The 26,751-nt window shown below is 72.9% G+C and carries 20 protein-coding genes; 9 read left to right on the top strand and 11 right to left on the bottom strand.

All coding sequences use genetic code 11. The annotated features are described in order from the left end of the window. Positions 1-10: 10 nt before the first annotated feature. From IE258_RS10725 to IE258_RS10735, 3 genes are all read right to left on the bottom strand, one after another. Complete coding sequence (locus IE258_RS10725) at positions 11-403, bottom strand: hypothetical protein (protein ID WP_189742082.1); 393 nt, start codon at positions 401-403, stop codon at positions 11-13. Positions 404-498: 95 nt separating this feature from the next. Then, complete coding sequence (locus IE258_RS10730; protein ID WP_189742085.1) at positions 499-4,230, bottom strand: ABC transporter ATP-binding protein; 3,732 nt, start codon at positions 4,228-4,230, stop codon at positions 499-501. 100 nt (positions 4,231-4,330) lie between these two features. Further along, complete coding sequence (locus tag IE258_RS10735; RefSeq protein ID WP_189742087.1) at positions 4,331-5,368, bottom strand: esterase-like activity of phytase family protein; 1,038 nt, start codon at positions 5,366-5,368, stop codon at positions 4,331-4,333. 131 nt (positions 5,369-5,499) lie between these two features. Between IE258_RS10735 and IE258_RS10740 the strand changes: the two genes are divergently transcribed. Both IE258_RS10740 and IE258_RS10745 read left to right on the top strand, forming a co-directional pair. Continuing rightward, positions 5,500-7,623, top strand: coding sequence for an ArnT family glycosyltransferase (locus IE258_RS10740; protein WP_229892048.1), 2,124 nt, complete (start codon positions 5,500-5,502; stop codon positions 7,621-7,623). A 115-nt stretch (positions 7,624-7,738) separates the two neighbouring features. Further along, positions 7,739-8,575 (top strand): endonuclease I family protein, encoded by an 837-nt coding sequence (locus IE258_RS10745; protein WP_189742093.1) that lies wholly within the window; start codon positions 7,739-7,741, stop codon positions 8,573-8,575. Positions 8,576-8,579: 4 nt separating this feature from the next. Here IE258_RS10745 and IE258_RS10750 read toward each other — a convergent pair whose 3' ends face one another. Genes IE258_RS10750 through speB form a run of 4 tightly spaced genes read right to left on the bottom strand, consistent with a single transcriptional unit; the run spans position 8,580 to position 13,937 of the window. After that, positions 8,580-10,811, bottom strand: a complete 2,232-nt coding sequence (locus tag IE258_RS10750; RefSeq protein WP_189742095.1) for a tetratricopeptide repeat protein — start codon at positions 10,809-10,811, stop codon at positions 8,580-8,582. After that, positions 10,808-11,227 carry a hypothetical protein gene (locus IE258_RS10755; protein ID WP_189742098.1) on the bottom strand — a complete coding sequence of 140 codons (420 nt, stop codon included), beginning with the start codon at positions 11,225-11,227 and terminating at the stop codon, positions 10,808-10,810. Before IE258_RS10755 ends, IE258_RS10750 begins: the two co-directional genes overlap by 4 nt. A 59-nt stretch (positions 11,228-11,286) precedes the next feature. Beyond that, entirely contained in the window at positions 11,287-12,972 is a 1,686-nt protein-coding gene (locus IE258_RS10760; RefSeq protein WP_189742101.1) for a thiamine pyrophosphate-binding protein, read from the bottom strand. After that, positions 12,969-13,937 carry an agmatinase gene (gene speB, locus IE258_RS10765; protein ID WP_189742104.1) on the bottom strand — a complete coding sequence of 323 codons (969 nt, stop codon included), beginning with the start codon at positions 13,935-13,937 and terminating at the stop codon, positions 12,969-12,971. The genes IE258_RS10760 and speB overlap by 4 nt, the downstream gene beginning before the upstream one ends. Before the next feature lie 209 nt (positions 13,938-14,146). On the opposite strand from speB, the gene IE258_RS10770 reads away from it, so the two are divergent. Then, positions 14,147-14,935, top strand: coding sequence for a phosphatase (locus IE258_RS10770; protein ID WP_189742107.1), 789 nt, complete (start codon positions 14,147-14,149; stop codon positions 14,933-14,935). Between the two features lie 67 nt (positions 14,936-15,002). Here IE258_RS10770 and IE258_RS10775 read toward each other — a convergent pair whose 3' ends face one another. The 4 genes from IE258_RS10775 to IE258_RS10790 all read right to left on the bottom strand — a co-directional run bounded on the left by IE258_RS10775 (position 15,003) and on the right by IE258_RS10790 (position 18,842). Continuing rightward, positions 15,003-15,986 carry a cation diffusion facilitator family transporter gene (locus tag IE258_RS10775; protein ID WP_189742110.1) on the bottom strand — a complete coding sequence of 328 codons (984 nt, stop codon included), beginning with the start codon at positions 15,984-15,986 and terminating at the stop codon, positions 15,003-15,005. A 5-nt stretch (positions 15,987-15,991) separates the two neighbouring features. Further along, the gene (locus IE258_RS10780; protein ID WP_161381296.1) at positions 15,992-16,864 is read right to left on the bottom strand and encodes an acyl-CoA thioesterase; all 873 of its coding nucleotides are present in this window, start codon (positions 16,862-16,864) and stop codon (positions 15,992-15,994) included. Between the two features lie 10 nt (positions 16,865-16,874). Then, a complete protein-coding gene (locus IE258_RS10785; RefSeq protein ID WP_007449784.1) occupies positions 16,875-18,032 on the bottom strand; it encodes an acyl-CoA dehydrogenase family protein in 1,158 nt (385 codons plus the stop codon). 189 nt (positions 18,033-18,221) lie between these two features. Further along, positions 18,222-18,842 (bottom strand): SACE_7040 family transcriptional regulator, encoded by a 621-nt coding sequence (locus IE258_RS10790; protein ID WP_189742113.1) that lies wholly within the window; start codon positions 18,840-18,842, stop codon positions 18,222-18,224. A gap of 105 nt (positions 18,843-18,947) precedes the next feature. On the opposite strand from IE258_RS10790, the gene IE258_RS10795 reads away from it, so the two are divergent. The 6 genes from IE258_RS10795 to IE258_RS10820 all read left to right on the top strand — a co-directional run bounded on the left by IE258_RS10795 (position 18,948) and on the right by IE258_RS10820 (position 26,741). Further along, positions 18,948-20,564, top strand: coding sequence for a carboxyl transferase domain-containing protein (locus tag IE258_RS10795; protein WP_189742116.1), 1,617 nt, complete (start codon positions 18,948-18,950; stop codon positions 20,562-20,564). 38 nt (positions 20,565-20,602) lie between these two features. Beyond that, a complete protein-coding gene (locus tag IE258_RS10800) occupies positions 20,603-22,558 on the top strand; it encodes an acetyl-CoA carboxylase biotin carboxylase subunit (RefSeq protein ID WP_189742653.1) in 1,956 nt (651 codons plus the stop codon). Then, the gene (locus tag IE258_RS10805; RefSeq protein ID WP_189742120.1) at positions 22,555-23,508 is read left to right on the top strand and encodes a hydroxymethylglutaryl-CoA lyase; all 954 of its coding nucleotides are present in this window, start codon (positions 22,555-22,557) and stop codon (positions 23,506-23,508) included. The genes IE258_RS10800 and IE258_RS10805 overlap by 4 nt, the downstream gene beginning before the upstream one ends. A gap of 5 nt (positions 23,509-23,513) precedes the next feature. Further along, the gene (locus IE258_RS10810; protein WP_189742655.1) at positions 23,514-24,674 is read left to right on the top strand and encodes an acyl-CoA dehydrogenase family protein; all 1,161 of its coding nucleotides are present in this window, start codon (positions 23,514-23,516) and stop codon (positions 24,672-24,674) included. 129 nt (positions 24,675-24,803) lie between these two features. Then, positions 24,804-25,853, top strand: a complete 1,050-nt coding sequence (desE, locus tag IE258_RS10815; protein WP_189742122.1) for a siderophore-binding protein DesE — start codon at positions 24,804-24,806, stop codon at positions 25,851-25,853. Between the two features lie 27 nt (positions 25,854-25,880). Next, complete coding sequence (locus tag IE258_RS10820; protein WP_189742125.1) at positions 25,881-26,741, top strand: siderophore-interacting protein; 861 nt, start codon at positions 25,881-25,883, stop codon at positions 26,739-26,741. The last annotated feature ends 10 nt before the right edge of the window (positions 26,742-26,751 follow it).

The following is a 26,751-nucleotide window of genomic DNA, read 5'->3' on the forward strand; positions in this document are numbered from 1 at the left end:
GACACCAGAGTCAGCAGAGGATCCAGCCGGAGCTGACCGAGGACCTGGACACCTTGCCGGTCACCCACACACAGCGCTTCCCGGCGTGCACGGTCACCGGTCCGGCGCGGTAGGCGAACCGGCCCGAGTCCACCACGGCCCGGCCGCCACGGGCCCGCACGCTCACGGACATCTGCCGCTTGGTACCCGGCTTCTCGGGGACGGTGACGGCGCAGACGTAGCCGCCGCGCTTGTGGACGAGGACGGAGCCGGTGGCGAAGTGGAGGGTGCGCACCTTGCGGCCGGCGCACCCGGTGGCGGCCTGTGCCTCCTGCGGCGCCGCGACGGCGAGCAGCGCGGCGGCGCTCAGCACGGCCGTGCCGAGCGCCAGCCGACGGCGAGTTGCGGCACCGGCCCGGCCCACTGCGGTCCCCCTCCGTCGGGCGATCACTGACGACGTACGGATGTACGGACGCAGGACAGGTGTCGCACGGTTGCGCGCAGGGCCGGTCCGGGACGTCAGCGGAGCGCCCCGACCGGCTCCTCGGGCTCGGACGCGCCGACGAAGGTCCGCCACAGGCGCGCGTACCGCCCGTCGAGGGCCAGCAGTTCGTCGTGCGTGCCGTCCTCTGCGACCCGCCCGCCGTCCATGACGACGACCCGGTCCGCGCGGGCGGCCGTGGTGAGCCGGTGCGCGACCACAAGCGTGGTACGGCGTCCCGCGACGCGGTCGGTGGCCTGGTTGACCTGTGCCTCCGTGGCCAGGTCCAGGGCCGCCGTGGCCTCGTCGAGGAGCAGTACGTCCGGGTCGACCAGCTCGGCGCGGGCCAGCGCGATCAGCTGCCGCTGCCCGGCGGAGAGGTTGCGGCCCCGCTCGGCGACCTCGTGCAGGTAGCCGCCGGTGAGCGTGGCGATCATCTCGTGCGCGCCGACCGCCCGCGCCGCCGCCTCCACCTCGGCGTCGGTGGCGTCCGGGCGGCCGTAGGCGATGGCGTCGCGGACGGTGCCGGGGAAGAGGTACGCCTCCTGCGGGACGACGCCCAGCCGGTGCCGGTAGGAGGTGAGGTCGAGGCCGCGCAGGTCCTGTCCGTCGACGGTGACCCGGCCGCCGGTCGGGTCGTAGAACCGGGCCACCAGCTTCACCAGCGTCGACTTGCCCGCGCCGGTCTCGCCGACGAAGGCGACGGTCTGCCCGGCCGGGATGCGCAGGTCGATGCCGGTGAGGGCCTCTTCATCGTCGCCGTACCGGAAGTGCACGTCCTCGAAGGCGATCTCGCCGCGCAGGCCGGTGACCTCGGAGGGCTGGTCGGCGGCCCGCGTCGAGGTCGGCTCGCGCAGCAGCTCCTGGATGCGGCCCAGCGAGACGGACGCCTGCTGGTAGCCGTCGAAGACCTGGGAGAGCTGCTGGACCGGCGCGAAGAACAGGTCGATGTAGAGCAGGTACGCCACCAGCGCACCGGTCGTCAGCGTGGCGTCGTCGATCCGCCCGCCGCCCACGACCAGCACCGCCGCGGCGGCGGCCGACGACAGGAGCTGCACGAACGGGAAGTAGATCGAGATCAGCCACTGTCCGCGGATGCGGGCCTGCCGGTAGCTGTCGCTGCGCTCGGCGAACCGCCGGCCGCCGTCGTGCTCGCGCCGGAATGCCTGCACGATCCTGAGGCCCGCCACCGACTCCTGGAGGTCGGCGTTGACCGTGGACACCCGCTCGCGGGCCAGTTCGTACGCCTTCACGCTGGCCCTGCGGAAGTAGTACGTGGCGATGATCAGCGGTGGCAGCGTCGCGAAGACGATCAGCGCGAGCTGCACGTCGATCACCAGCAGGGCGACCATGATGCCGAAGAAGGTGACGACCGAGACGAAGGCGGTGACGAGTCCCGTCTGCAGGAACGTCGACAGCGCGTCCACGTCCGTCGTCATCCGGGTCATGATCCGGCCGGTCAGCTCGCGCTCGTAGTAGTCGAGGCCGAGCCGCTGGAGCTGGGCGAAGATCTTCAGGCGCAGCGAGTACAGGATCCGCTCACCGGTCCGCCCCGTCATGCGGATCTCGCCGGTCTGCGCCGCCCACTGGGCGAGGACGGCGACCAGGCCGAGCAGCGAGGACGCCCACACCGCGCCGAGGGCGACCTGGGTGACGCCGTCGTCGATGCCGTTGCGGATCAGCACCGGCAGCAGCAGGCCCATGCCCGCGTCCACGGCCACCAGGGCGAGGCTGATCAGCAGCGGGGCGCGGAAGCCGCGCAGCAGGCGCCGCAGGCCGTACGACGACTCGGGGCGTACCGCCTGCGTCTCGTCGATGTCCGGGGTGCCGTTCGCCGGGGGCAGCGCGTCCACCTGGGCGAGCAGCTCCGGGGTCGCCGGGGTGCCGGCGAGCGCGGTGTCCTTGGGCGCGCGGTCGCCGGTCCACAGCCGGGGCGTGACCCCGCGCTCGGCGTCGAACTCGGCGTCCAGCTCGTCGCGTACGGAGGTGTCCTCGGTCTGCTCGGCGGGGCGGGTGTGCCCGGGTGAGACGCCGCCCAGCTCGTCCGGGTCGGTGAGCAGGCGCCGGTACAGGGCGGAGCGCTCCTGGAGTTCCTCGTGGGTGCCGAGGTCGGCGAGACGGCCGCGGTCGAGGACGGCGATGCGGTCGGCGAGGCCGAGGGTGGAGCGGCGGTGGGCGATGAGGAGCGTGGTGCGGCCCCGCATGACCTGCTTCAGCGCCTCGTGGATCTCGTGCTCCACCCGGGCGTCCACGGCGGACGTGGCGTCGTCGAGGACCAGCAGCCGGGGGTCGGTGAGGATCGCCCGGGCGAGCGCGACGCGCTGGCGCTGGCCGCCGGAGAGGGTCAGCCCGTGCTCGCCGACGGTCGTGCCGTAGCCGTCCGGCAGCTCGGTGATGAACCCGTGGGCCTGCGCGGCCCGTGCGGCGGTCTCGACCTCCTCGTCGGTGGCGTCCGGGCGGCCGTAGGCGATGTTGGCGCGGACGGTGTCGGAGAAGAGGAAGGAGTCCTCGGGCACCAGGCCGACGGCGGCCCGCAGCGAGTCGAGGGTCAGTTCGCGCACGTCGTGGCCGCCGACGAGGACGGCGCCGCGCGTCACGTCGTAGAAGCGCGGCAGGAGCAGCGAGACCGTGGACTTGCCGGACCCCGAGGAGCCGACGACGGCGAGCGTCTCCCCGGCGCGGATCTCGAAGGACAGCCCGTCCAGGACCGGCCGCGGCTCCCCGTCGCCCGTGTCGTAGCCGAAGGCGACGTCGTCGAACTCGACGGTCGCGGGCGCGTCGGCAGGCAGGGTCTTCGTGCCGTCCTCGATGGCCGGCTCGGTGTCGATCAGCTCCAGGACGCGTTCGGTGCCGGCCCGGGCCTGCTGGCCGACGGTGAGCACCAGGGCGAGCATCCGGACCGGGCCGACCAGCTGGGCGAGGTAGGTGGAGAAGGCGACGAAGGTGCCGAGGGTGATGTGCCCCCGTACGGCCAGCCAGCCGCCGAGGGCGAGCATGGCGACCTGGCCGAGCGCGGGGACCGCCTGGAGGGCCGGGGTGTAGGTGGCGTTCAGCTTGATGGTGCGCAGCCGCCCGGCGAAGAGCTTGCGCCCGACCTGCCTGAGCTTCCCGGTCTCCTGCTCCTCCTGCCCGAAGCCCTTCACCACGCGTACGCCGCTCACCGAGCCGTCGACCACCCCGGCGACGGCGGCGGCCTGCGCCTGCGCGTACCAGGTGGCGGGGTGCAGCCGGGTGCGGCTGCGGCGGGCGATGAACCACAGGGCGGGGGCGACGGCGAGCGCGACCAGGGTGAGCGGCAGGGACAGCCACGCCATGATCACCAGGGAGATCAGGAAGAGCAGGACGTTCCCGATGGTCATCGGGAGCATGAAGAGCAGGCCCTGGATCAGCTGGAGGTCGCTGGTCGCCCGCCCGACCACCTGCCCCGTGGACAGCTCGTCCTGGCGCCGGCCGTCGAGCCGGGTGATCGTCCCGTACATGTCGGTGCGCAGGTGGTGCTGGACGTCGAGGGCGAGCCGCCCGCCGTAGTAGCGGCGGATGTAGGTCAGGACGTAGACGACGACCGCGGCGGCGATCAGGAGACCGGCCCAGACCGCCATGTCCCGGGTCTTGTCGCCGATCACGTCGTCGATGATCACCTTGGTGATCAACGGGACGAAGGCCATGACGGCCATGCCGCCCAGCGAGGCCCCCAGGGCGAGGACGACGTCCTTGGGGTTGCGCCAGGCGTACCCCGCCAGTCGTCGTACCCATCCCCGTTGCGCGTCCACGCCGTGCCCTCCGGTCGGTCGTCCTGCTCACCTGATCTACCGGAAGGCACCAACGCCTGCGAGCGGGGATTTCATCCCGCCGCAACAATCGGCCGGGTGATCAGGCGCGTACGCGGAGCCTGAGGAAGCGGGTGGTCTGTACGGCGTTCTGGTTGTCGTCGCTGACGACCAGGACCTCCAGGCGGCCCCCGGAACGGCCGGTCACGGCCATCCCCTCGAAGTTGTCGAGGAGCGGGTTGGGCTGCGGCTGCTTGGCGGTGGCGCCGAGGGCGGGGCAGTCGGCGAGGTCGGCGAGGAGCCTCTTGTGGAGCACGGTGCCGCGGCCGGGCCGGTCGGCCAGCTGGAGGCGGACGGTGTTGCCGACGCCGGCGGTGAAGCCGCGCTCCAGGACGAGGAGGCGCCCGTCGGGGGTCGCGGTGACCTCGGAGACGCCGAGGCCGGGGTCCGTCCGGTAGGTGTACCGGGCACCGAGCCGGAAGTCGCCGTGCGGCGTCCGCTGCCAGCTCTGGATGCGGACCAGGTCGGCGGGGTCGCCGTCGAGCGGGTACTCCATCGAGGCGAGCAGGGTCCGGCCACCGGGGAGGAGCGTGAGCCCCTCGAAGCTGCCGTTGGCCCGGCCGCGGCCCTCGGGGGCGGTGCGCAGGTCGTCCGGCACGGGCAGGCGGCCGAGCAGCTCGCCGGTGCGGGAGTAGCGGCGGACGGACGGCTCGGTCTCGGAGGAGACCAGGTACGTGCCGTCCCGGTCGGCGACCAGTCCCTCGGAGTCGAGGGCGGCGCCGCTCTCGTCGGCGAGCGTGACGACGCTCCGCGGCTTCAGGGTGCGCGCGTCCAGCCGGAAGAGGGACGAGCGGTCGGAGAGGGCGGCCAGGGAGCCGCGCCGGTCGGCGGCGAGGGCGGAGAGGTTGCCGACGTAGGCGCCGTCGTACGTCGTCTTGTCGAGGGCGTCGGTGAAGCCGGTGAGGGAGACGGCGGGCGAGCAGGCGTTCGCCGGGGGCCGCCCCTGCGCGGTGGACGGTCCGGCGGCGGCGGTGGACGGTCCGGCGGTGGCGGTGGCCGGTGCGGCGGCGGTCAGGCAGCCGGCGGCGGCAAGCCCGGCGGTGGCGGTGGCCAGGGCGGTACGGAGGGTTCTCGGGCGCATGCCGGTCACCCTAGGGCGGGGGAATGGACGGGAGTTGGCCGCTTTCCGAAAGCTGGGCTGCGCCGACGATCCACAGCTCATCCCCAGGCGGACCACAGCCCGTGCCCATCGGCCGCGGACACGGTGGCGTCGTGACATCTGCCACCGCCGCACCGCACGCGGCCACCGAGCCGCCCGTCCCGCCGTCCCCCGCACCCGCCGCGCCCCGCTGGTCGCGGCCCGCGCTGCTGGCGATCCTCGCCCTGGCGGCCGGGCTGTACTGCTGGAACCTGTCCGGGTCCGGACTGAACAGCTTCTACAGCGCGGCCGTGCTCAGCGGCACCGAGAGCTGGAAGGCGTGGTTCTTCGGCTCGCTGGACGCGGGGAACTTCCTGACCGTCGACAAGCCGCCCTTCGCGCTCATGGTCATGGGCCTGTCGTGCCGCCTCTTCGGGTACGGCACCTGGCAGATGATGCTGCCGCTGATCGCCGCGGCGCTCGCGACGATCTGGATCCTGCACACGTCCGTGCGGCGGGTGTGGGGCCACGGCGCGGCGACGGTCGCCGCGCTGGTGCTGGCGCTGACCCCGATCACGGTCGCCATCAACCGGGACAACAACCCCGACACGCTGCTGGTGTTCCTGATGGTGGCCGGGGCGGCCCTCGGCCTGCGCGCCGTCCGCACCGGGCGGTTGCTGCCCCTGCTGGGTTCGGCGGTCTGCTTCGGGCTGGCCTTCAACACGAAGATGCTCCAGGGGTACATCGCGCTGCCCGCCGTCTTCCTGGCGTACGTCTGCGCGACGGACCTCGGCTGGACGAAGCGCGTCCGGAACCTGGCGCTCGCCGCCGTGGCGCTGGCCGTCGCCAGCTTCTGGTGGGCGGCGGCGGTGTCCCTGGTGCCGGCGTCGGAGCGGCCCTACATCGGCGGTTCGACGGACGGTACGGCGTGGGACCTGATCACGGGCTACAACGGGCTCGGCCGGATCTTCGGCGGCGACGGCAACATGGGCGGGGGCGGAGGCGGCGGCGGAGGCGGCTTCTCGGGGGCCGCGGGCATCGGCCGGATGTTCAACGACGTCCTCGGCGGCCAGATCTCCTGGCTGCTCCCCTTCGCGGGCATCGCACTCGTCGGCGGCCTGGTTCTGTGCGGCAGGGCGCCCCGCACCGACCTCACGCGCGCCGCGCTGGTCCTGTGGGGCGGCTGGACGGTGCTGCACTACGTGACCTTCGCCCTGGCCGAGGGCACCATGCACCCGTACTACACGACCGCGCTCGCACCCGGGATCGCGGCGCTGTGCGGGGGCGGCGGCGTCATGCTGCTGCGCGCGTTCCGGTCCGACCGGCGGTGGGTGTGGGTGCTACCGCTCGCCCTCGGCGTCACGGGCGTGTGGGCGATCGTGCTGCTGCGCCGCGCGTCCGGCTGGAACACCTGGCTGTGGCCGGCGGTCGCGGTGGTGATGGCGCTGGCGATCGCGGGGCTGCTGGCCTTCCGTTTCGGGCGGCGGGTGCGGCTGCTGGCGGTGTCCGTGGCGGCGGCCGTCGTCGCCGCGGTCGCGGGCCCGGCGGCGTACGCCTGGTCCGTGCCGTCCGGCTCGGGCGGCGGCATGGGCGGGACGAACCCGACGGCCGGCCCTTCGACGGGCGGCGGCGGCATGGGCGGCCCGGGTGGTGGCGGCCGGGGTGGTTTCCCCGGTGGTGCGGGCGGCGAGGCACCGGGCGGGCAGCCGGGCGGCGGCCAGGACGGCCCCGGAGCCGGATCGTTCCCGGGCGGCGCGGGCGCCGGTGAACTGCCGGACGGCCCGGGCGCCGGTGAACTGCCGGACGGCGGCGCGGGTGGCTTCGGCGGCGGACGCGGCGGTGGTGGCATGGGCGGCGCGAGCACCGAACTGGTCGCCTATCTGAAGAAGCACCAGGACGGCGCCAAGTGGCTGCTGGCCGTGTCGAGTTCGCAGAGCGCCGCGCAGCTCGTCCTCGACAGCGGGGAACCGGTCATCTCCATGTGGGGCTGGTCCGGCACTGACAACGCCATGACCCTGGCCCGGCTCAAGGAGCTGGTGAGGAAGGGCGAGTTGCACTACGTCCAGGTGGGCGGCGGGGGCATGGGCGGCGGCCCGGGCGGCGGCTCGGGAGTCGCCTCCGAGGTGACCCAGTGGGTCCAGGAGCACGGCACGGCCGTCGAGGCGAGCGCGTACGGGGGCGTCTCGGAGGGCGCTTCGGACAGCACTGCGGACAACGCCTCGTCCGTCTACCGACTGGACCCCGCGGACGTGGAGTGACCCTCGGTACGGGCACCGTCACGCAATCGACACGTTCCGTACACCCCACCTCCAACATGTCCATGTCACGCTCGGTCCACCGCTCCATTCCACACGCGTAGATCGGACACCCCACATGCTCGCGATACGCACCCGGCGCCGGAAGGCGGTCGTCCTCGCCACGGCCGCCGTCCTCGCCGGACTCACCGCACCCTCCCTGACGGCGAGTCCGGCCACGGCGACCACGACCACCGCGACCGCAAACACCGCGACGACGAACACGGACTACGACGACACGTACTACAAGGACGCGATCGGCAAGACGGGCGCGAGCCTCAAGTCGTCCCTCCACACGATCATCAGCGACCAGACGAAGCTGTCGTACTCGGCGGTCTGGGACGCGCTCAAGGCCACCGACGAGGACCCGGACAACAGCGGCAACGTGATCCTGCTCTACTCGGGCGCCTCCCGCAGCAAGTCGCTCAACGGCGGCGACACCGGCGACTGGAACCGCGAGCACGTGTGGGCCAAGTCCCACGGCGACTTCGGCACCTCGACCGGACCCGGCACGGACATCCATCACCTGCGGCCCTCGGACGTCCGGGTCAACAGCGTGCGGGGCAACAAGGACTTCGACAACGGCGGCAGCGCCGTCAGCGGGGGCGGCGGCAGCCTCACCGACTCCGACTCCTTCGAACCCCGCGACGCGGTCAAGGGCGACGTGGCCCGCATGATCTTCTACATGGCGGTCCGCTACGAGGGCGGCGACGGCTTCGCCGACCTGGAGGTCAACGGCCAGGTCGGCAACGGCAGCAACCCGTACATCGGCAAGCTCTCCGTACTGAAGGCGTGGAACGACGAGGACCCGCCGGACGCCTTCGAGGAGCACCGCAACCAGGTCGTCTACGACGACTACCAGCACAACCGCAACCCGTTCATCGACCACCCGGAGTGGGTGGAGTCGATCTGGTAGGCGGTCAGCCCACGGGATCGTCCGGGGCGGGCGGCGCCGCGCGGACCTCGGCGTACCAGGCACGGGCCGCGACGGTCTCGGGGTGGTCCTCGCCCAGGACCCGGGCCCGCCCTTCGGCCACCTCGCGCGCGCTCTCGGCGGCCCGCTCCCGCTTGCCCTGCGCGTACTGGGCCCGGCTGAGCTGGATGAGCACCCCGAGGACGAGGGGGTGCTCGTCCCCGTACCCCGCCCGCTGCCCGGCCAGTACCCGCAGGAAGATGTCCTCGGCCTCGGCGCCCCGTCCGGAGCGCAGGAGCCCTCGCGCCAGCGCGTCGCGCGCCCACACCGTCACCAGGTGCTCGGGGCCGAGAAGGCGTTCGCACTCCCCCGCCAGTTCCTCGGCCACCGTCGTGTAACCGTCGAAGTCGTCCTGCGCCAGGCGGAGTTCCAGCAGCTCGCAGCGGGCCTTGAGGGTGGCGACATGGTCCTCGCCGAGCGCCTGGCGGCGGCCGTCCAGGACGGTTTCCAGCAGCGTACGGGCTTGCTCCAGGTCGCCCAGGCGGTGCAGCACCCGCTGCAGTTCGTAGCCGGCGTCCAGGGTGTGCGCGTCGTGGGAGCCGAGCGTGCGCAGCGCGTCCTGGTGGACCGGTCGCAGCAGGTCGGCGGCGTCGGCGTACCGGCCGAGCCGGAACAGCACGGTGCCCTGGCCAGTCCGGGCCTCGATGGTGGCCGGGTGCTCGTCCCCCAGGTGTTCCGCGGCCGTCTTCCCGGCGGCGGAGGCCAGGGTCAGCGCGGCGGTCCAGTCGCCCGCGTCGTACACCAGCCGTGCGACACGGGCCGCGATCCGTACGGATTCCGCCGTCACCTGGCCGTGGCGGTGGGACCGGTGCAGCAGGCCGGTCGCGTGCGGTGCCAGGAGCCGCACCTGGGAGCGGGCGCGCGGCGACCCGGTGCCCTCCTGCGGCAGCGCCGCCCGCAGCAGTCGGCCCGCCGCTGCCGCCAGGAGTTCGCGCTCCGCGTCGGGCACGCCCGCGGCGACGCCGTCCAGCAGGACACCGTGGGCCTTCACACAGCGGTGTCCGTCCGTCTCCACCATCTCGATCAGCGAGTGGTCGAGGAGCGCGCGCAGGGCCGGTTCGACCCGGGGCGCGGCCAGCGGCGGACTGAGGTGTTCGAGGTCGAACCCGCCCTGTGCCGCCGGCATCAGCAGGGCCAGCGGCACGGGGTCCGCCGCCCAGAAGGACAGCAGCCGCAACAGGGCCGTCGCCTCCGGCAGGCCGCCCTCCGCCAGGCTGTCCAGCGACAACTGCCAGGTGCGGCCGACGAGGTGACGGGACTGGCCGCCGCCGGTCGCGGACGCGCCCCCGTCGACCAGGGACGTCGACTCCTCGGCCAGTTTCCGGTCGTACTCGTCCATGGACCACGACTCCAGGAGCTGGTGGGCCAGATGTGCTCCGGCCAGGGTCAGCGCCAGGGGCAGGCAGCCCAGGCGCCGGGCGACCTTCCGCGCGGACTCCCGGGTGCCCGCGTCCGGAGCCAGATCACGCAGCACCAGGGCCGCGTCCTCCAGCGGAAGCACGCCGAGCCGGTGGCTGCTCGCCGCCGGGGTGCGCCACAGCGGAGAGGTCGCGTGGCGGGTGGTGACCAGCACCGTGCCCGAGGGGCTCGGGCGCAGCCAGGCGCCCTCCTCCAGGACGGCGGGGTCGTCGGCGTTGTCGAGAACGAGCAGCCAGGGCTGTGCCGAGTGGTCCAGGTAGTGCCAGACCAGGTCGGCCGCGGCGCGCCGGCCGCCGGTCGCGGCGGCCAGTTCGCCGGCGGTGGCACCGCGGTCACCGGCGACGGCGAGCATGCCGGCGCGCAGGGACACGCGTTCGGAGGCGTTGACCCACAGGCCGACACGACCGTGGTCCCGTACGGCCTCGTGGAACAGGGCCTGGGCGACGGCCGTCTTGCCGCAGCCGCCCATTCCGTGCAGGACCTGGATGTCGCCGCCGGGTCCGGCCACGGCGGCCCGCAGCCGCTCCATGAGGTCGGTGCGGTCCCGCAGGACCCCGGGCGCGCGGCCGACCAGGGGCATGCGGACGGAGTCGGGGGCGGTCCCTCGGGGTTCGGCGGGGCCCGTCCACGGGTGCCCGAACAGCGGGGCCGATCCCGGGGCGTAGTGGTGGACGTGTTCCTCGATGTACTGGTCGCCGCCGGTCTGGTAGATCCGGGCGCTGTCCGAGGCACGGCCCTCCATCGGCCGCGGAACGCTCATCGTTCGGTGATGTGCTGGTCGCGGCCGGCCTGGTAGATCCGGGCGCTGCCCGAGGCGCGGGCCTGCAGGTGGACGTGGCGCGCGTCCGGTTCCTCCGGCATCGAGGGCGCCAACTCGTCCAGGAGGGCGCGCAGTTCGTCGGCGACATCGGGGCGGGCGAGCAGCAGGCGCCGTACGCGTCCCTGCCATTCGGCGGTCAGCCCGGCCTCGGCCTCGTCGTCACCGGCCTGACGCGCGAGGAGCAGTTCCTCGCGGCCCGCGTCCAGCTCCTCGCCGACGCTCTCGGCTCGGGCGGGCTGGAAACGGCGCCACAGGCCGACCATGCCGTCCCGCGCCGATTCCCAGGCGTTCGTGACCATCAGCGTGACGACGGTCGTGCCCGCCGTCCCTGCCAGCGCGGCGATCTCCGGATCCACGGTCCCCCCTAAGGCCGGCTCCCGATCCTAGGCCCCCTGGCCGTCGGCGGCACAGCCTTTCACTCCGTGTGCGTCGGCGCGAACGTCCGCAGGACGGCGGGGAGTACGACCACCGAAGGGCCGGGTGCGGCCAGGGCCTTCGCGAGGTCCGTCTCCAGGGTCTCCGGTGACGTCCGCACGCCCGGCACCCCGAACGACTCCGCGAGGGCGACGAAGTCGGGTCCCGGCAGGTCCGTCGCCGTGGGCTGTCCGAAGGTGTCGGTCATGTACTCGCGCAGGATGCCGTAGCCGCCGTCGTCGACGATGAGCCACGTGACGTTCAGGCCGTACTGGCGGGCGGTGGCCAGTTCGGCGACCGAGTACAGGGCACCGCCGTCGCCGGAGACCGCCAGCACCGGGTGGGTGGGGTCGGCGGCCGCGGCGCCCAGGGCCGCCGGGAAGGCGTAGCCGAGACCGCCGGCGCCCTGGGCGGAGTGCATGGTGTTGGGGGCCTTCGCGTCGAAGGCGGACCAGGCCCAGTAGGCCAGGATCGTCATGTCCCAGAAGGAGGGGGCGCGGGTCGGGAGGGCCTTGCGTACGGCGGCCAGGAGGTCCTGTTCCAGTGTGAGGTCCTGGGCGGCGATGCGGGCGCGGACCTTGTCCAGTACCCCGCTCACCCGCTCCGGGGCGGCCGGGTCGGTGCGCTCGCCCACCGTCTCGAGGAGGGCCTGGAGGGCGAGGCGGGCGTCGGCGTGGATACCGAGGGCCGGGTGGTTGGCCTCCAGCTTGCCGAGGTCGGCCTCGATCTGGATCACCCGGCCGCGGGGCGCGAACGTGTGGTAGTTCGAGGAGAGTTCGCCGAGGCCCGAGCCGACGACGAGGAGGACGTCGGCGTCCTCCAGGAAGTCCGTCGTGTGGCGGTCCTCCAGCCAGGACTGGAGGGAGAGCGGGTGTGTCCAGGGGAACGCGCCCTTGCCGCCGTAGGTGGTGACGACGGGCGCCTGGAGCCGCTCCGCCAACTGCCGCAGCTTCTTGGCGGCGTCCGCGCGGACCACTCCCCCGCCCGCGACGATCGCCGGGCGCTCGGCGCGGGTGAGCAGGTCGGCCGCCACCGCCGTCAGTTCGGGGCGCGGGGGCAGTTCCTCGGGGAAGGTGTCGCCGCCGGACACGACCGGGACGGAGGTCTCGGCGAGGAGGACGTCCTGCGGGATCTCCACCCACACCGGGCCGTGCGGGACGGTCAGCGCCGACGTCCATGCCTCCGCGATCGCGGAGGGGATCTGCGACTGGGTGCGGGCGGTGTGCACGGACTTGACCACGCCCCGGAAGGAGGCCGCCTGGTCGGGGAGTTCGTGCAGGTGGCCGTGGCGGCCGCCGCCGAGGCCCGCCCTGGGGACCTGGCTGCAGACGGCCAGGACGGGCGCGGAGGCCGCCCGCGCCTCCTGGAGCGCGGCCAGCGAGGTGAGGGCTCCCGGGCCGGTGGACAGCAGCAGCGGGGCCGCCTCGCCGGTGATCCGGCCGTAGGCGTCGGCGGCGAACCCGGCGTTGTTCTCCACCCGCAAGCCGACGTAGCGCAGGTCGGAGCGGCGCAGGGCGTCGAACACGGCGAGGGCGTGCTGGCCGGGCAGGCCGAAGACGGTGGTCGCGCCGAGCGCGGCCAGGGACTCCACGACCAGGTCCCCGCCGGTGCGCCCGGGGGGAGGATTCAGCGCGGCCTCCGTCTGGGCGGCGGTCGGACGGAGCACCAGGTCGTGGTCGTGGGTCACTTGGAACGCGCCTCGGCGATCTGGCGGGACATGATCGTGGTCAGTTCGTAGGCGGTGTGCGAGGCGGCGACCGACGTGATCTCCGCGTGGTCGTAGGCCGGGGCGACCTCGACGACGTCGGCGGAGACCAGGTTGCAGGAGGCCAGGCCGCGCAGGATCTCCAGCAGCTCGCGGGAGGTCATGCCGCCCGCCTCGGGGGTGCCGGTGCCGGGGGCGTGGGCGGGGTCGAGGCAGTCGATGTCGATGGAGATGTACAGCGGGCGGTCCCCGATGCGCTGCCTCAGCTGGTCGGCCACCTCGTCGGCGCCGCGGCGGTAGACGTCCGCCGACGTGACGATGCCGAAGCCCATCTTCTCGTCGTCGGTGAGGTCCTTCTTGCCGTACAGGGGGCCGCGGGTGCCGACGTGGGAGAGCGCGGAGGTGTCGAGCACGCCCTCCTCCACCGCGCGCCGGAAGGGCGTGCCGTGGGTGTACTCGGCGCCGAAGTAGGTGTCCCAGGTGTCCAGGTGGGCGTCGAAGTGCAGCAGCGCGACGGGCCCGTGCTTCTTGGCGACCGAGCGGAGCAGCGGGAGGGCGATGGTGTGGTCGCCGCCCAGGGTCATCAGGCGGGCGCCGGTGCCGAGGAGGTCGTCGGCGGCGGCCTCGATCGTCTCGACGGCCTCGTGGATGTTGAACGGGTTCACGGCGATGTCGCCGCCGTCCGCGACCTGGGCGAGGGCGAAGGGGGAGGCGTCCTGCGCCGGGTTGTAGGGGCGCAGCAGGCGGGATGCCTCACGGATGGCGTTGCCGCCGAAGCGGGCGCCGGGCCGGTAGGAGACGCCCGAGTCGAACGGCACGCCCACGACGGCGACGTCGGCGGCGCCGACCTCGTCCAGGCGCGGGAGCCGGGCGAAGGTCGCGGGCCCGGCGTAGCGCGGGATCCGCGAGGAGTCGACGGGCCCGCGGGGCGTCTCGTTGCTGCTCATGCACTGCCTTCCTTCTTACGCTTCGTCGCGTATGTACTGCTGCTGTCCGACTGTACTGGTGAGCGGGGCAGCCGGTCGTCGCAGACTAGATGGCCCAATTGCCGCCGCGACATGTACATTCCGTCCATACGCGGGCCGGGGACTGGTGGAATCGGCTATCCCGGCGGGACCGGCTGCTGTCCGGGCCGGGGCTGCCTCACAATGGAGCCATGCCGATACCCGGGACACCCAGCCGCGCCGAACTCGCCGAGCACCTCGTCAGGACGCGTATCGCGGGCGACGTCGCCACGCCCCGCGAGAACAACCTCTCCCACTACCGGAAACTGGCGAACGGCGACCGGGGCTTCTGGCTCGGTCTGGAGCTGGGCGACCGCTGGAGCGACGAGCAGGACGTGCTCGCGGTGATGGCGGAGCGGGTCGGCGTCAACGACGACCCCGAGCACCGGTACGGGCAGGACACCATCGATGTCGAGCTGACCGTTTCGGCGCTGGAGCGGATGGCGGGGCGGCTGCGCAAGGCGGCCGACGGCGGGCAGCGGGTGCTGTTCGCCACCGGTCACCCCGGCGGGCTGCTCGACGTGCACCGCGCCACGGCCGCCGCGCTGCGGACCGCGGGCTGCGAGATCGTGGTGATCCCGGAGGGGCTGACCACGGAGGAGGGGTACGTGCAGCAGTTCGCGGACGTGTCCGTGCTGGAGCACGGGGCCTCGCTGTGGCACACCCACTCGGGCGAGCCGATGAAGGCCATCCTGACCGGTCTGGAGCGCGAGGGCCGTCCGCTGCCGGACCTGGTGGTCGCCGACCACGGCTGGGCCGGGTACGCCGCCCAGCACGGCGTGGACTCGGTCGGCTACGCGGACTGCAACGACCCGGCCCTCTTCCTCGCCGAGTCCGAGGGCACCCTCCAGGTGGCGGTGCCGCTGGACGACCACGTGGTCAGCCCGCGCTACTACGACCCGATGACGGCGTACCTGCTGTCGGAGGCCGGGCTGGAATAGCCCGCACCCCCCGCGGCTCGGCCCCCGCGGCTCGGCCCTCGCGACTCGGGCTGTCACGGCTCGGCTCCTACGGCCAGGGGTTGAGCCCCTCCGAGCGGCGCTGCGCGAAGCCCGGCGTCGGGTCCAGGTAGACCCGGCGCACGATCGGGAACTGCTCACGCAGCCGCTGCTCGGCCCGTTCGCAGGCCCACTCGATCTGCGCCGCCGTCGACACGTCCCGGAAGTCGACCTTGGCGGCGACCAGTGCCTCGTTCGGCCCCTGCACCAGGGTGGTCAGCTCCAGTACGGCCTCGATGTGCTCGACGGCCACCAGCTCCGCCCGGATCCGGTCCCGGACGGTGCGCGAGAGCGGGCGGCCGACCAGGAACTCGGCGTTGGAGCGGCCCAGCACCCAGGCGACGTACAGCAGCAGCGCGCCGATGCACAGCGAGGCGACGGCGTCCCAGACGCCGGAGCCGGTGAGCTGTCCGCCGAGCAGTCCGCCCGCGGCCAGCAGCAGGCCGGCCAGCGCGGCGGAGTCCTCCATGACGACGGCCTTCACGGCGGTGTCGGGGGTGCGGCGCAGATAGCGGCCGAAGGACACCCGGTGATGGGCGGCCTCGCCGCGGACCTGTCTGAGGCCGGTGCGCAGCGAGTAGCCCTCCAGGACGAAGGCGACGGCCAGGACGATGTACGAGACCAGCGGGTCGCCGAGGTCCTCGCCGTGGGTGAGGGTGTGGATGCCGTCGTAGAGGGAGAAGACGGCGCCGCCGACGAAGGTGGCGACGGCGGCGAGCAGCGCCCAGATGTAGCGCTCGGGTCCGTGGCCGAGGGGGTGGTCCTCGTCGGCGGGGCGGACGCTGCGTTTGAGCGAGGTCAGCAGCAGCACCTCGGTGACGGTGTCGGCGACCGAGTGCGCGGCCTCGGACAGCATCGCGCTGGAGCCGCTGATCACGCCGGCCACCGCCTTGGCGACGGCGATGCCCAGATTGGCGAAGGCGGCGACGAGCACCGTGAAGGTGCTGTCGCCGCCGCCGTTCCCCGTGCCCGCTCCCGCTGCCGTGTCCGCCATGCCCCTCAGTGTTCCCGAGGGACGCGCACCACGCCTTCCTGGACGACCGATATGGCGAGCCGCCCGTCCTGGGTGTGGATGCGCGCCTGGCCAAGGCCCCGGCCGCCGGACGCGGACGGCGACTGCTGGTCGTACAGCAGCCATTCGTCGGCGCGGAAGGGCCGGTGGAACCACATGGCGTGGTCCAGCGAGGCCCCGACGACGTCGCCGACGGCCCAGCCGCCGCGGCCGTGCGCGAGCAGGACCGAGTCGAGCAGGGTCATGTCGGAGACGTAGGTGGCGAGGACGACGTGCAGCAGGGGGTCGTCCGCGAGCTTGCCGTTGGTGCGGAACCACACCTGGGAGTGCGGTTCGCGCGGGGTGCCGAAGTCGCCGAAGGGCGGGTCGTCGACGTAGCGCAGGTCGACGGCGGCGCGCGCCTCCAGGAAGCGCTCCACGGTCTCGGCGGGCAGGTGCGGGTAGCCGCGCAGCCGCTCCTCGCCGGTGGGGAGGGTCGCCGGGTCCGGTGCGGGCGGCATCGGGGCCTGGTGGTCGAGGCCCTCCTCGTACGTCTGGAAGGACGCCGACAGGGTGAAGATCGGCTTGCCGTGCTGGACGGCGACGACGCGGCGGGTGGTGAAGGAACGGCCGTCGCGCAGCCGGTCGACGTTGTAGACGATGGGGGCGCCCGGGTCGCCGGGGCGCAGGAAGTACGCGTGCAGGGAGTGCGCGTGCCGGTCCTCGGGGACCGTGCGGCCGGCGGCGACCATGGCCTGGGCCGCCACCTGCCCGCCGAAGACCCGGGGGACGACGGCGGACCGGGAGCGGCCGCGGTAGATGTCCTCCTCGATCCGCTCGAGGTCGAGCAGGTCGAGGAGGGACTGGAGTGCTTCGCTCATGACCTGTGGTCTACAGGCCCATGTTCTTCGCGATGATCGACTTCATGATCTCGCTGGTGCCGCCGTAGATGCGGTTGACGCGGTTGTCCGCGTACAGGCGGGCGATCGGGTACTCGTTCATGTAGCCGTAGCCGCCGTGCAGCTGGAGGCAGCGGTCGATGACGCGGTGGGCGACCTCGGTGCAGAACAGCTTGGCGGACGCGGCCTCGGCGGGGGTGAGCTCCCCGGCGTCCAGGGCCTCGGTGGCGCGGTCGACGACGGCCTCTGCGGCGTCCACCTCGGCCTGGCAGGCGGCCAGCTCGAACTTGGTGTTCTGGAAGTGGGCGACCGGCTTGCCGAAGACGGTGCGGTCCTGCACGTACTGCTTGGCGAACCGGACGGCGGCCTTGGCCTGCGCGTAGGCGCCGAAGGCGATGCCCCAGCGCTCGGAGGCCAGGTTGTGGCCGAGGTAGTAGAAGCCCTTGTTCTCCTCGCCGAGCAGGTCCTCGACGGGGACCTTGACGTCGACGAAGGCCAGCTCGGCGGTGTCGGAGGTGCGCAGGCCCAGCTTGTCCAGCTTGCGGCCGACGGAGTAGCCCTCGGACTTGGTGTCCACGGCGAACAGGGAGATGCCGTGGCGGCGGTCCTCGGCGGTGGGCGCGTCGGTGCGGGCGCAGACGATGACCTTGTCGGCGTGCACTCCGCCGGTGATGAAGGTCTTGGCGCCGTTGAGGACGTAGTGGGTGCCGTCCTCGGAGAGCTTGGCGGTGGACTTCATGCCCGCGAGGTCGGAGCCGGTGCCGGGCTCCGTCATCGCGATGGCCCACATCTCCTCGCCGGTGACGAACTTCGGCAGGTAGCGCTTCTTCTGCTCGTCGGTGGCCAGCATGTTGATGTAGGGCAGGGCGAGCAGCACGTGGACGCCGGAGCCGCCGAACTGGACGCCCGCGCGGGCGGTCTCCTCGTAGAGGACGGCCTCGAACTTGTGGCTGTCCATGCCGGCGCCACCGAACTCCTCGGGCACGTTGATGCCGAAGATGCCCAGCTCGCCGAGCTTGTAGTAGAACTCGCGCGGCGCCTGGCCCGCGGCGAACCAGTCGTCGTAGACGGGGACGACCTCGGCCTCGATGAAGGCGCGGAGGGTCTCCCGGAACGCCTCGTGGTCCTCGTTGAACACCGTACGGCGCACCGCGCCACCTCCAGGGTACGAATATCTAAGCGCTTGCTCAGATATCACCGTACCGGCGGGTAGCCGAAGGCGTCCAGACCGGGGCGCGGGTAACCCTCGTCACTCCGGGGCGCGGCCGCAGGACCGCGCCTCGCTCGACCGGGGAGCGGAGGCCCCCTGCCCGATCGGCCGGGAGGCGAGGAAGCAGCCTTACGCCTCCCCCACCGCCGCGAACGCCCCCCGCGCCATCCGGTGCAGCAGCGACGCCGTCACCGCGCGGCCGGGCAGGGAGCCGGGGCGGCCCAGGTGGGGGGTGGAGTTCAGCAGGCCGAAGACCGAGTGGACGGCGGAGCGGGCGGCGGGCTCGGCGAGGGCCGGGTAGACCTCCCGGAGCACGCCGACCCACAGCTCGACGTACTGCCGCTGCAACTGGCGCACCATCTTGCGGTCGGCGTCCCGCAGGCGGTCCAGCTCGCGGTCGTGCAGGGTGATGAGCGGGCGGTCGTCGAGCGCGAAGTCGATGTGCCCCTCGATGAGCGAGTCGAGGACCGCCCCGGGTCCACCGGCATCCGCCCCGGAGCCGGTCGCCCCGTCCGCCTCCGCCAGCCGCCGCTTCGCCCCGGTCAGCAGCGAGTCGCTGATCCCGACCAGCAGCTCGGCGAGCATCGCGTCCTTGCCGGGGAAGTGCCGGTACAGGCCGGGACCGCTGATGCCGACCGCGGCGCCTATCTCGTCGACGCCCACCCCGTGGAAGCCGCGCTCGGCGAAGAGCCGGGCGGCCTCCTTGAGGATCTGCTCGCGGCGGGTGGGGGCATCGGTTCTGGTGGCCATGGGATCGATTCTAGACAGGGCGGTTAGCGGTCGTTAACCTGAGGGAAATGCGTTAACGCTCATTAACCGATCGACCGATCGACCATCGGGTGAGGGGACCGCAGGATGCACGAGGCACCGGAGCTGACGACAGCGGCGGATCCCGCGTCGGAAACCTTTCGGGCCAACGAGGAGGCGCACGCCGCCCTCGTTCAGGAACTGCGCGCCAAGCTCGCGGCGGCCCGGCTGGGCGGCGGCGAGCGGGCGCGGGCCCGGCACACCGCGCGCGGCAAGCTGCTGCCGCGCGACCGCGTGGACGCGCTGCTCGATCCGGGCTCGCCGTTCCTGGAGCTGGCGCCGCTCGCGGCCGACGGGCTCTACGACGGCGCCGCCCCCGCGGCCGGCGTGATCGCCGGGATCGGCCGGGTCAGCGGCCGGGAGTGCGTGATCGTCGCCAACGACGCCACCGTCAAGGGCGGCACGTACTACCCGATGACCGTGAAGAAGCACCTGCGGGCACAGGAGGTGGCGCTGGAGAACCGGCTGCCGTGCCTGTACCTGGTGGACTCGGGGGGCGCCTTCCTGCCGATGCAGGACGAGGTCTTCCCCGACCGCGAGCACTTCGGGCGGATCTTCTACAACCAGGCCCGGATGTCGGGCGCGGGCATCCCGCAGATCGCCGCCGTCCTCGGCTCCTGCACGGCGGGCGGCGCGTACGTCCCGGCGATGAGCGACGAGGCGGTGATCGTCCGCAATCAGGGCACGATCTTCCTGGGCGGCCCGCCGCTGGTGAAGGCGGCCACCGGTGAGGTGGTCACGGCCGAGGAGCTGGGCGGCGGCGAGGTCCACTCGCGGGTGTCCGGCGTGACCGACCACCTCGCGGAGGACGACCCGCACGCCCTGCGCATCGTGCGCCAGATCGTCTCCACCCTGCCGGAGCGCGGCACCCTCCCCTGGGGCGTGCAGGCGGCCGTCGAGCCGAAGGTGGACCCGCAGGGTCTGTACGGCGCGGTGCCGGTCGACTCCCGCACCCCCTACGACGTCCGCGAGGTCATCGCGCGCGTGGTGGACGGCTCCCGGTTTGCCGAGTTCAAGTCCGAGTACGGCCAGACCCTGGTCACCGGTTTCGCCCGCATCCACGGCCACCCGGTCGGGATCGTCGCGAACAACGGCATCCTGTTCTCCGAGTCGGCCCAGAAGGGCGCCCACTTCATCGAGCTGTGCGACCAGCGCGGCATCCCGCTGGTGTTCCTGCAGAACATCTCCGGGTTCATGGTGGGCCGGGACTACGAGGCCGGTGGCATCGCCAAGCACGGCGCCAAGATGGTGACGGCGGTGGCCTGCACCCGGGTGCCGAAGCTGACGGTGGTCGTCGGCGGTTCGTACGGCGCGGGGAACTACTCGATGTGCGGGCGGGCGTATTCGCCGCGCTTCCTGTGGATGTGGCCCAACGCCAAGATCTCCGTGATGGGCGGCGAGCAGGCCGCGTCCGTGCTGGCCACGGTCAAGCGGGACCAGCTGGAGGCGCGCGGCGAACAGTGGCCGGCCGAGGAGGAGGAGTCCTTCAAGGCGCCGGTCCGCGCCCAGTACGAGCGCCAGGGCAACGCCTACTACGCGACCGCCCGCCTGTGGGACGACGGCGTGATCGAGCCCGCCGACACCCGGCAGGTGCTGGGCCTGGCCCTGACCGCGTGTGCCAACGCGCCGCTGGGTGAACCCCAGTTCGGCGTCTTCCGGATGTGAGGAGGGGACCCGTGCAGAACACGAACGGAACACCACGCATGTTCGACACCGTGCTCGTCGCCAACCGGGGCGAGATCGCCGTCCGCGTCATCCGGACCCTGCGTGCGATGGGCGTGCGCTCGGTGGCGGTCTTCTCCGACGCCGACGCCGACGCCCGGCACGTGCGGGAGGCCGACGAGGCGGTGCGGATCGGCCCGGCACCGGCGACGGAGAGCTATCTGTCCGTCGAGCGGCTGCTGGAGGCCGCCGCCCGCACCGGCGCGCAGGCCGTCCACCCCGGGTACGGCTTCCTCGCCGAGAACGCGGGATTCGCGCGGGCCTGCGAGGAGGCCGGGCTGGTCTTCGTCGGGCCGTCCGCCGACGCGATCGCCCTGATGGGCGACAAGATCCGCGCCAAGGAGACGGTGCGGGCGGCCGGGGTGCCGGTCGTGCCCGGCTCCAGCGGCAGCGGGCTCACCGACGAGCAGCTCGCCGCGGCCGCCCGCGAGATCGGTACCCCGGTGCTGCTCAAGCCGTCGGCGGGCGGTGGCGGCAAGGGCATGCGGCTGGTGCGGGACGAGGCCGTGCTGGCCGACGAGATCGCCGCCGCGCGCCGTGAGGCCCGCGCCTCCTTCGGCGACGACACGCTGCTGGTGGAGCGGTGGATCGACCGGCCCCGGCACATCGAGATCCAGGTGCTGGCCGACGGCCACGGGAACGTGGTGCACCTGGGCGAGCGCGAGTGCTCGCTCCAGCGCCGGCACCAGAAGGTGATCGAGGAGGCGCCGAGCGTCCTGCTGGACGAGGCGACCCGGGCCGCGATGGGCGAGGCGGCCGTGCAGGCGGCCCGCTCCTGCGGATACCGGGGCGCGGGCACGGTGGAGTTCATCGTGCCGGGCGGCGACCCGTCCCAGTACTACTTCATGGAGATGAACACCCGTCTCCAGGTCGAGCACCCGGTGACCGAGCTGGTGACCGGCCTGGACCTGGTGGAGCGGCAGCTGCGGGTGGCGGCCGGTGAGCGGCTCGGGTTCGCTCAGGAGGACGTACGGCTGACCGGGCACGCGATCGAGGCCCGGCTGTGCGCGGAAGACCCCGCACGCGGCTTCCTGCCCTCCGGCGGCACGGTGCTGCGGCTGCGCGAGCCCGAGGGCGACGGCGTGCGCACCGACTCCGGGCTAAGTGAAGGCACCGAGGTCGGCAGCCTCTACGACCCGATGCTGTCCAAGGTGATCGCGTACGGCCCCGACCGCGCGACCGCGCTGCGCAGGCTCCGGGCGGCGCTGGCCGGGACGGTCACCCTGGGCGTGCAGACCAACGCCGGGTTCCTGCGGCGGCTGCTCGCGCACCCGGCGGTGGTGGCGGGCGAGCTGGACACGGGGCTGGTGGAGCGGGAGGTCGACGGCCTGGTCGCCACGGACGTACCGGAGGAGGTCTACGAGGCGGCGGCGGCCGTACGGCTGGAGGCGCTGCGTCCGCGCGGCGACGGCTGGACGGACCCGTTCTCGGTGCCCAGCGGCTGGCGCACCGGGGGCGAGCCCAAACCGGTCGCCTTCCCGCTGCGTGCGCCGGGACTCGAACCCGTCACTCACACCCCGCGCGGCACCCACACCGTCACCGACGACCGGGTCACGGTCACCCTGGACGGTGTCCGGCACACCTTCCACCGCGCCGCCGACTGGCTCGGCAGGGACGGCGACGCCTGGCAGGTGCGCGACCACGACCCGGTCGCCGCGTCCCTCGACCGGGCCGCCCACGCGGGCGCCGACTCGCTGACCGCGCCGATGCCGGGCACGGTGACGGTGGTGAAGGTCGCCGTCGGCGACGAGGTGAGCGCGGGGCAGAGCCTGCTGGTGGTGGAGGCGATGAAGATGGAGCACGTCGTCTCCGCCCCGCACGCGGGAACGGTCGCCGAGCTGGACGTGGCGCCGGGCACGACCGTCGCCATGGACCAGGTGCTCGCGGTCATCACACCCACCGACGAGGCGGCGGACGCGAAGGAGGAGACGGCGTGAACACCCCGGAACTGGGCCTGCCCATGCCCGTACCGGCCGAGGGCCTGCCCGCCCGCGTCCGTATCCACGAGGTCGGCGCGCGCGACGGGCTGCAGAACGAGAAGGCGACCGTGCCGACGGCCGTCAAGGCGGAGTTCATCCGCCGGCTGGCCGGCACGGGCCTGACCACGATCGAGGCGACGAGCTTCGTCCACCCCAAGTGGGTCCCCCAGCTGGCGGACGCCGAGGACCTGTACCCGCAGATCTCCGACCTGCCGGTGTCGCTGCCGGTGCTGGTGCCGAACGAACGCGGCCTGGACCGCGCACTGGCGCTCGGCGCGCGCCGGGTCGCGGTGTTCGCCAGCGCCACGGAGTCCTTCGCCAAGGCCAACCTCAACCGCACGGTGGACGAGTCGCTGGCCATGTTCGAGCCGGTGGTGTCGCGGGCGAAGGGGGAGGGCGACGACGTCCGCGTACGGGGCTACCTCTCGATGTGCTTCGGCGATCCCTGGGAGGGCCCGGTCCCCGTCCCACAGGTGGTGCGGGTCTGCCGGGCCCTGCTGGACCTGGGCTGCGACGAGCTGAGCCTGGGCGACACCATCGGGGTGGCGACCCCGGGCCAGGTGACGGCCCTGCTCGCCGCGCTGGCCGAGGCGGGCGTGCCGGTGTCCGCGCTGGGCGTCCACTTCCACGACACCTACGGCCAGGCCCTGGCCAACACGCTGGCCGCGCTCCAGCAGGGCGTCAGCACGGTCGACGCCTCGGCCGGCGGGCTGGGCGGCTGCCCCTTCGCGAAGTCCGCCACCGGCAATCTCGCCACCGAAGACCTCGTGTGGATGCTGCGGGGCCTCGGCATCGACACCGGCGTCGACCTCGGCCGTCTCGTCGCCACAAGCGTCTGGATGGCCGCGCACCTGGGCCGACCGAGCCCGTCCCGCACCGTTCGAGCCCTCTCCCACCAGGAGTCGTGAACACCATGGACCACAAGCTCTCCCCCGAACTGGAAGAACTGCGCCGCACGGTCGAACAGTTCGCGCACGACGTGGTGGCGCCGAAGATCGGCGACTTCTACGAGCGGCACGAGTTCCCGTACGAGATCGTCCGCGAGATGGGCCGCATGGGCCTGTTCGGGCTGCCGTTCCCGGAGGAGTACGGCGGCATGGGCGGCGACTACTTCGCCCTGGGCGTGGCCCTGGAGGAGCTGGCCCGGGTCGACTCGTCGGTGGCGATCACGCTGGAGGCGGGCGTCTCGCTGGGCGCGATGCCGATCCATCTCTTCGGCACCGAGGAGCAGAAGCGCGAGTGGCTGCCCCGCCTCTGCTCGGGCGAGATCCTGGGCGCCTTCGGCCTCACCGAGCCGGACGGCGGCAGCGACGCGGGCGCGACCCGCACCACGGCCCGCCTGGACGAGGCCACGAACGAGTGGGTGATCAACGGCACCAAGTGCTTCATCACCAACTCCGGCACGGACGTCACGGGCCTGGTCACGGTCACGGCGGTGACCGGCCGCAAGCCCGACGGCGGGCCCCTGATCTCGTCGATCATCGTCCCCTCGGGCACCCCCGGCTTCACGGTGGCCGCCCCGTACTCGAAGGTCGGCTGGAACGCCTCGGACACCCGTGAGCTGTCCTTCGCCGACGTCCGGGTCCCGGCGGCGAACCTGCTGGGCGAGCTGGGGCGCGGCTACGCGCAGTTCCTGCGCATCCTCGACGAGGGCCGGGTCGCCATCGCCGCGCTGGGCACCGGGCTCGCGCAGGGCTGTGTGGACGAGTCGGTCGCCTACGCGAAGGAACGTCACGCCTTCGGCAAGCCCATCGGCGCCAACCAGGCCATCCAGTTCAAGATCGCCGACATGGAGATGAAGGCCCACACGGCCCGCCTCGCCTGGCGGGACGCGGCCTCGCGCCTGGTGGCGGGCGAGCCGTTCAAGAAGGAGGCGGCGCTGGCGAAGCTGTACTCGTCGACGGTCGCGGTGGACAACGCCCGGGACGCCACCCAGATCCACGGCGGCTACGGCTTCATGAACGAGTACCCGGTGGCCCGCATGTGGCGGGACGCGAAGATCCTGGAGATCGGCGAGGGCACCAGCGAGGTCCAGCGGATGCTGATCGCACGGGAGTTGGGGCTGGTGAGCTGAGCCTCCGGCGCGGTGGGGGTGGGTGCTGCCCCGCCCCCACCCCTGGACAAGATCTGAGGTTAGGCTAACCTACCTTCGAATTGTCCCGCAGAGCACGACGCTCCGCACCGTTCGAAGGCAGCCACCACCATGTCCAACGCCAGAGCTACCCACCCCACCCGCCGCGGAATCCTCGCCGCCGGTGGCGCCCTCGGCCTCGGCGCCGTGCTCGCGGCCTGCGGGGACGACGACGGCAAGAGCGGTGGCGCGGGCGACGGGTCGGGCGGCGCCGCCAAGTCCGGCCCCTGGTCCTTCAAGGACGACCGCGGTACGACCGTGAAGCTGGACGAGGTGCCGACGGACATCGTCGCCTTCACCGGCGTCGCCGCCGCGCTCTTCGACTACGGCGTCCAGGTCAAGGGCGTCTTCGGCCCGACCACCACCAAGGACGGCAAGCCCGACGTGCAGGCCGGCGACCTCGACGTGGACAAGGTCACCGTCCTCGGCAACGAGTGGGGCAAGCTCAACGTCGAGAAGTACGCCTCCCTCGCGCCCCAGGTGCTCATCACCACCACCTTCGACACCGCGGGCACCCTGTGGTCCGTCCCGGAGGAGTCGAAGGACAAGATCGCCAAGCTGGCCCCGAGCGTGGCCATCTCGGTCTTCGACCGCCAGCTCACCCAGCCGCTGCAGCGCATGTGGGAGCTGGCCGAGTCGCTCGGCGCGGACATGAAGGCCAAGAAGGTCACCGACGCCAAGGCCGCCTTCGACAAGGCCGCCGCCCGGCTGCGCGCCGCCGCCAAGGCCAAGCCGGAGATCCGGGTGCTGGCCGGTTCCGCGAGCCCCGACCTGTTCTACGTCTCCGGCACCAACCTCTCGGTGGACCTGGAGTACTTCAAGGCCCTCGGCGTGAACTTCGTCGAGCCCTCCGAGGCGGCCAAGAAGGCGACCGGCGGCTGGTTCGAGTCTCTGAGCTGGGAGAACGTCGACAAGTACCCGGCCGACGTCATCATCATGGACGACCGCGCCTCGACCATCCAGCCCGCGGACATCACCGAGGGCACCTGGAAGCAGCTCCCCGCGGTCAAGGCCGGCCAGGTCATCGCCCGCTCCCCCGAGCCGATCCTGTCCTACGACAAGTGCACGCCCCTGCTGGACAACCTGGCCGAGGCGATCGAGAACGCCAAGAAGGTCGGCTGACCCGCCCCCTTTCCCCCGGAGCCCTCCATGACGACGGCCGTGGCCGCCCCGTTCCGTTTCTTCTCCCTCCAGGTCGTAGGGACGCGGCGGCTCGGCCCGTCCCTGGCCCGGGTCACCTTCGCCGGGCCCGACCTGCGCGCCTTCCACTCCGACGGCCTCGACCAGTCGCTGTCGCTGTTCCTGCCGCACCCGGGGCAGTCGGAGCCCGCGGTCCCCGTCGAGCTGGGCGAGGGCTGGTGGCAGGGCTGGCGGGAACTGCCGGACGACGTGCGGGCGGTGATGCGCTCGTACACGCTGCGGGCGCTGCGCCGCGACGACGACGGGCACACCGCCGAGATCGACGTCGACTTCGTCCTGCACGGCCTCGGTCCGGACTCGGGGATCCAGGCAGGTCCCGCCGCCCGCTGGGCCGCCGACGCCGCCCCCGGCGACCGCGTACTGCTGCTCGGTCCGGCGGTCGCCGACAACCGGGCGATCCGCTTCCGGCCGCCCGAGGACACCGACCTGGTGGTGATCTGGGGCGACGAGACCGCCGTACCGGCCGCCTGCGCGACAGTGGAGTCACTGCCGGCCGGCACCCGCGCCCGGGTCTGGCTTCAGGTGCCGCACGCCGAGGACGTGCAGGACCTCCGGACGGCCGCGGACGCCGAGATCACCTGGCTGGTCGGGGACGACACCGACGGGCCCGAGGCGACCCTCGCCACCCTCCGGGCCGCCCAACTGCCGCCCGCCGAACACCCCTACGTCTGGATCGCGGGCGAGTCCGGCTGCGTCAAGCAGCTGCGGCGGCACTTCGTGGGCGAGCGCGGCATCGACCGACGGGCCGTCACCTTCGTCGGCTACTGGCGCCGCGGCCTGACGGAGGAACAACTCCGCGAGCAGGGCTGAGGACCGCACC

The sequence above is a fragment of the Streptomyces tendae genome (assembly GCF_014650435.1).
In the GTDB taxonomy this organism is placed as follows: Bacteria; Actinomycetota; Actinomycetes; order Streptomycetales; family Streptomycetaceae; genus Streptomyces; species Streptomyces tendae.

Excerpts from the sequence above, each read along its gene's own strand:
- IE258_RS10745 (WP_189742093.1), top strand. The coding sequence starts at position 7,739 with ATGCTCGCGATACGCACCCGGCGCCGGAAGGCGGTCGTCCTCGCCACG.
- speB (WP_189742104.1), bottom strand. The coding sequence starts at position 13,937 with ATGAGCAGCAACGAGACGCCCCGCGGGCCCGTCGACTCCTCGCGGATC.
- IE258_RS10810 (WP_189742655.1), top strand. The coding sequence starts at position 23,514 with ATGGACCACAAGCTCTCCCCCGAACTGGAAGAACTGCGCCGCACGGTC.
- desE (WP_189742122.1), top strand. The coding sequence starts at position 24,804 with ATGTCCAACGCCAGAGCTACCCACCCCACCCGCCGCGGAATCCTCGCC.
- IE258_RS10750 (WP_189742095.1), bottom strand. The coding sequence starts at position 10,811 with ATGAGCGTTCCGCGGCCGATGGAGGGCCGTGCCTCGGACAGCGCCCGG.
- IE258_RS10800 (WP_189742653.1), top strand. The coding sequence starts at position 20,603 with ATGTTCGACACCGTGCTCGTCGCCAACCGGGGCGAGATCGCCGTCCGC.
- IE258_RS10795 (WP_189742116.1), top strand. The coding sequence starts at position 18,948 with ATGCACGAGGCACCGGAGCTGACGACAGCGGCGGATCCCGCGTCGGAA.
- IE258_RS10780 (WP_161381296.1), bottom strand. The coding sequence starts at position 16,864 with ATGAGCGAAGCACTCCAGTCCCTCCTCGACCTGCTCGACCTCGAGCGG.
- IE258_RS10820 (WP_189742125.1), top strand. The coding sequence starts at position 25,881 with ATGACGACGGCCGTGGCCGCCCCGTTCCGTTTCTTCTCCCTCCAGGTC.
- IE258_RS10770 (WP_189742107.1), top strand. The coding sequence starts at position 14,147 with ATGCCGATACCCGGGACACCCAGCCGCGCCGAACTCGCCGAGCACCTC.
- IE258_RS10790 (WP_189742113.1), bottom strand. The coding sequence starts at position 18,842 with ATGGCCACCAGAACCGATGCCCCCACCCGCCGCGAGCAGATCCTCAAG.
- IE258_RS10735 (WP_189742087.1), bottom strand. The coding sequence starts at position 5,368 with ATGCGCCCGAGAACCCTCCGTACCGCCCTGGCCACCGCCACCGCCGGG.
- IE258_RS10775 (WP_189742110.1), bottom strand. The coding sequence starts at position 15,986 with ATGGCGGACACGGCAGCGGGAGCGGGCACGGGGAACGGCGGCGGCGAC.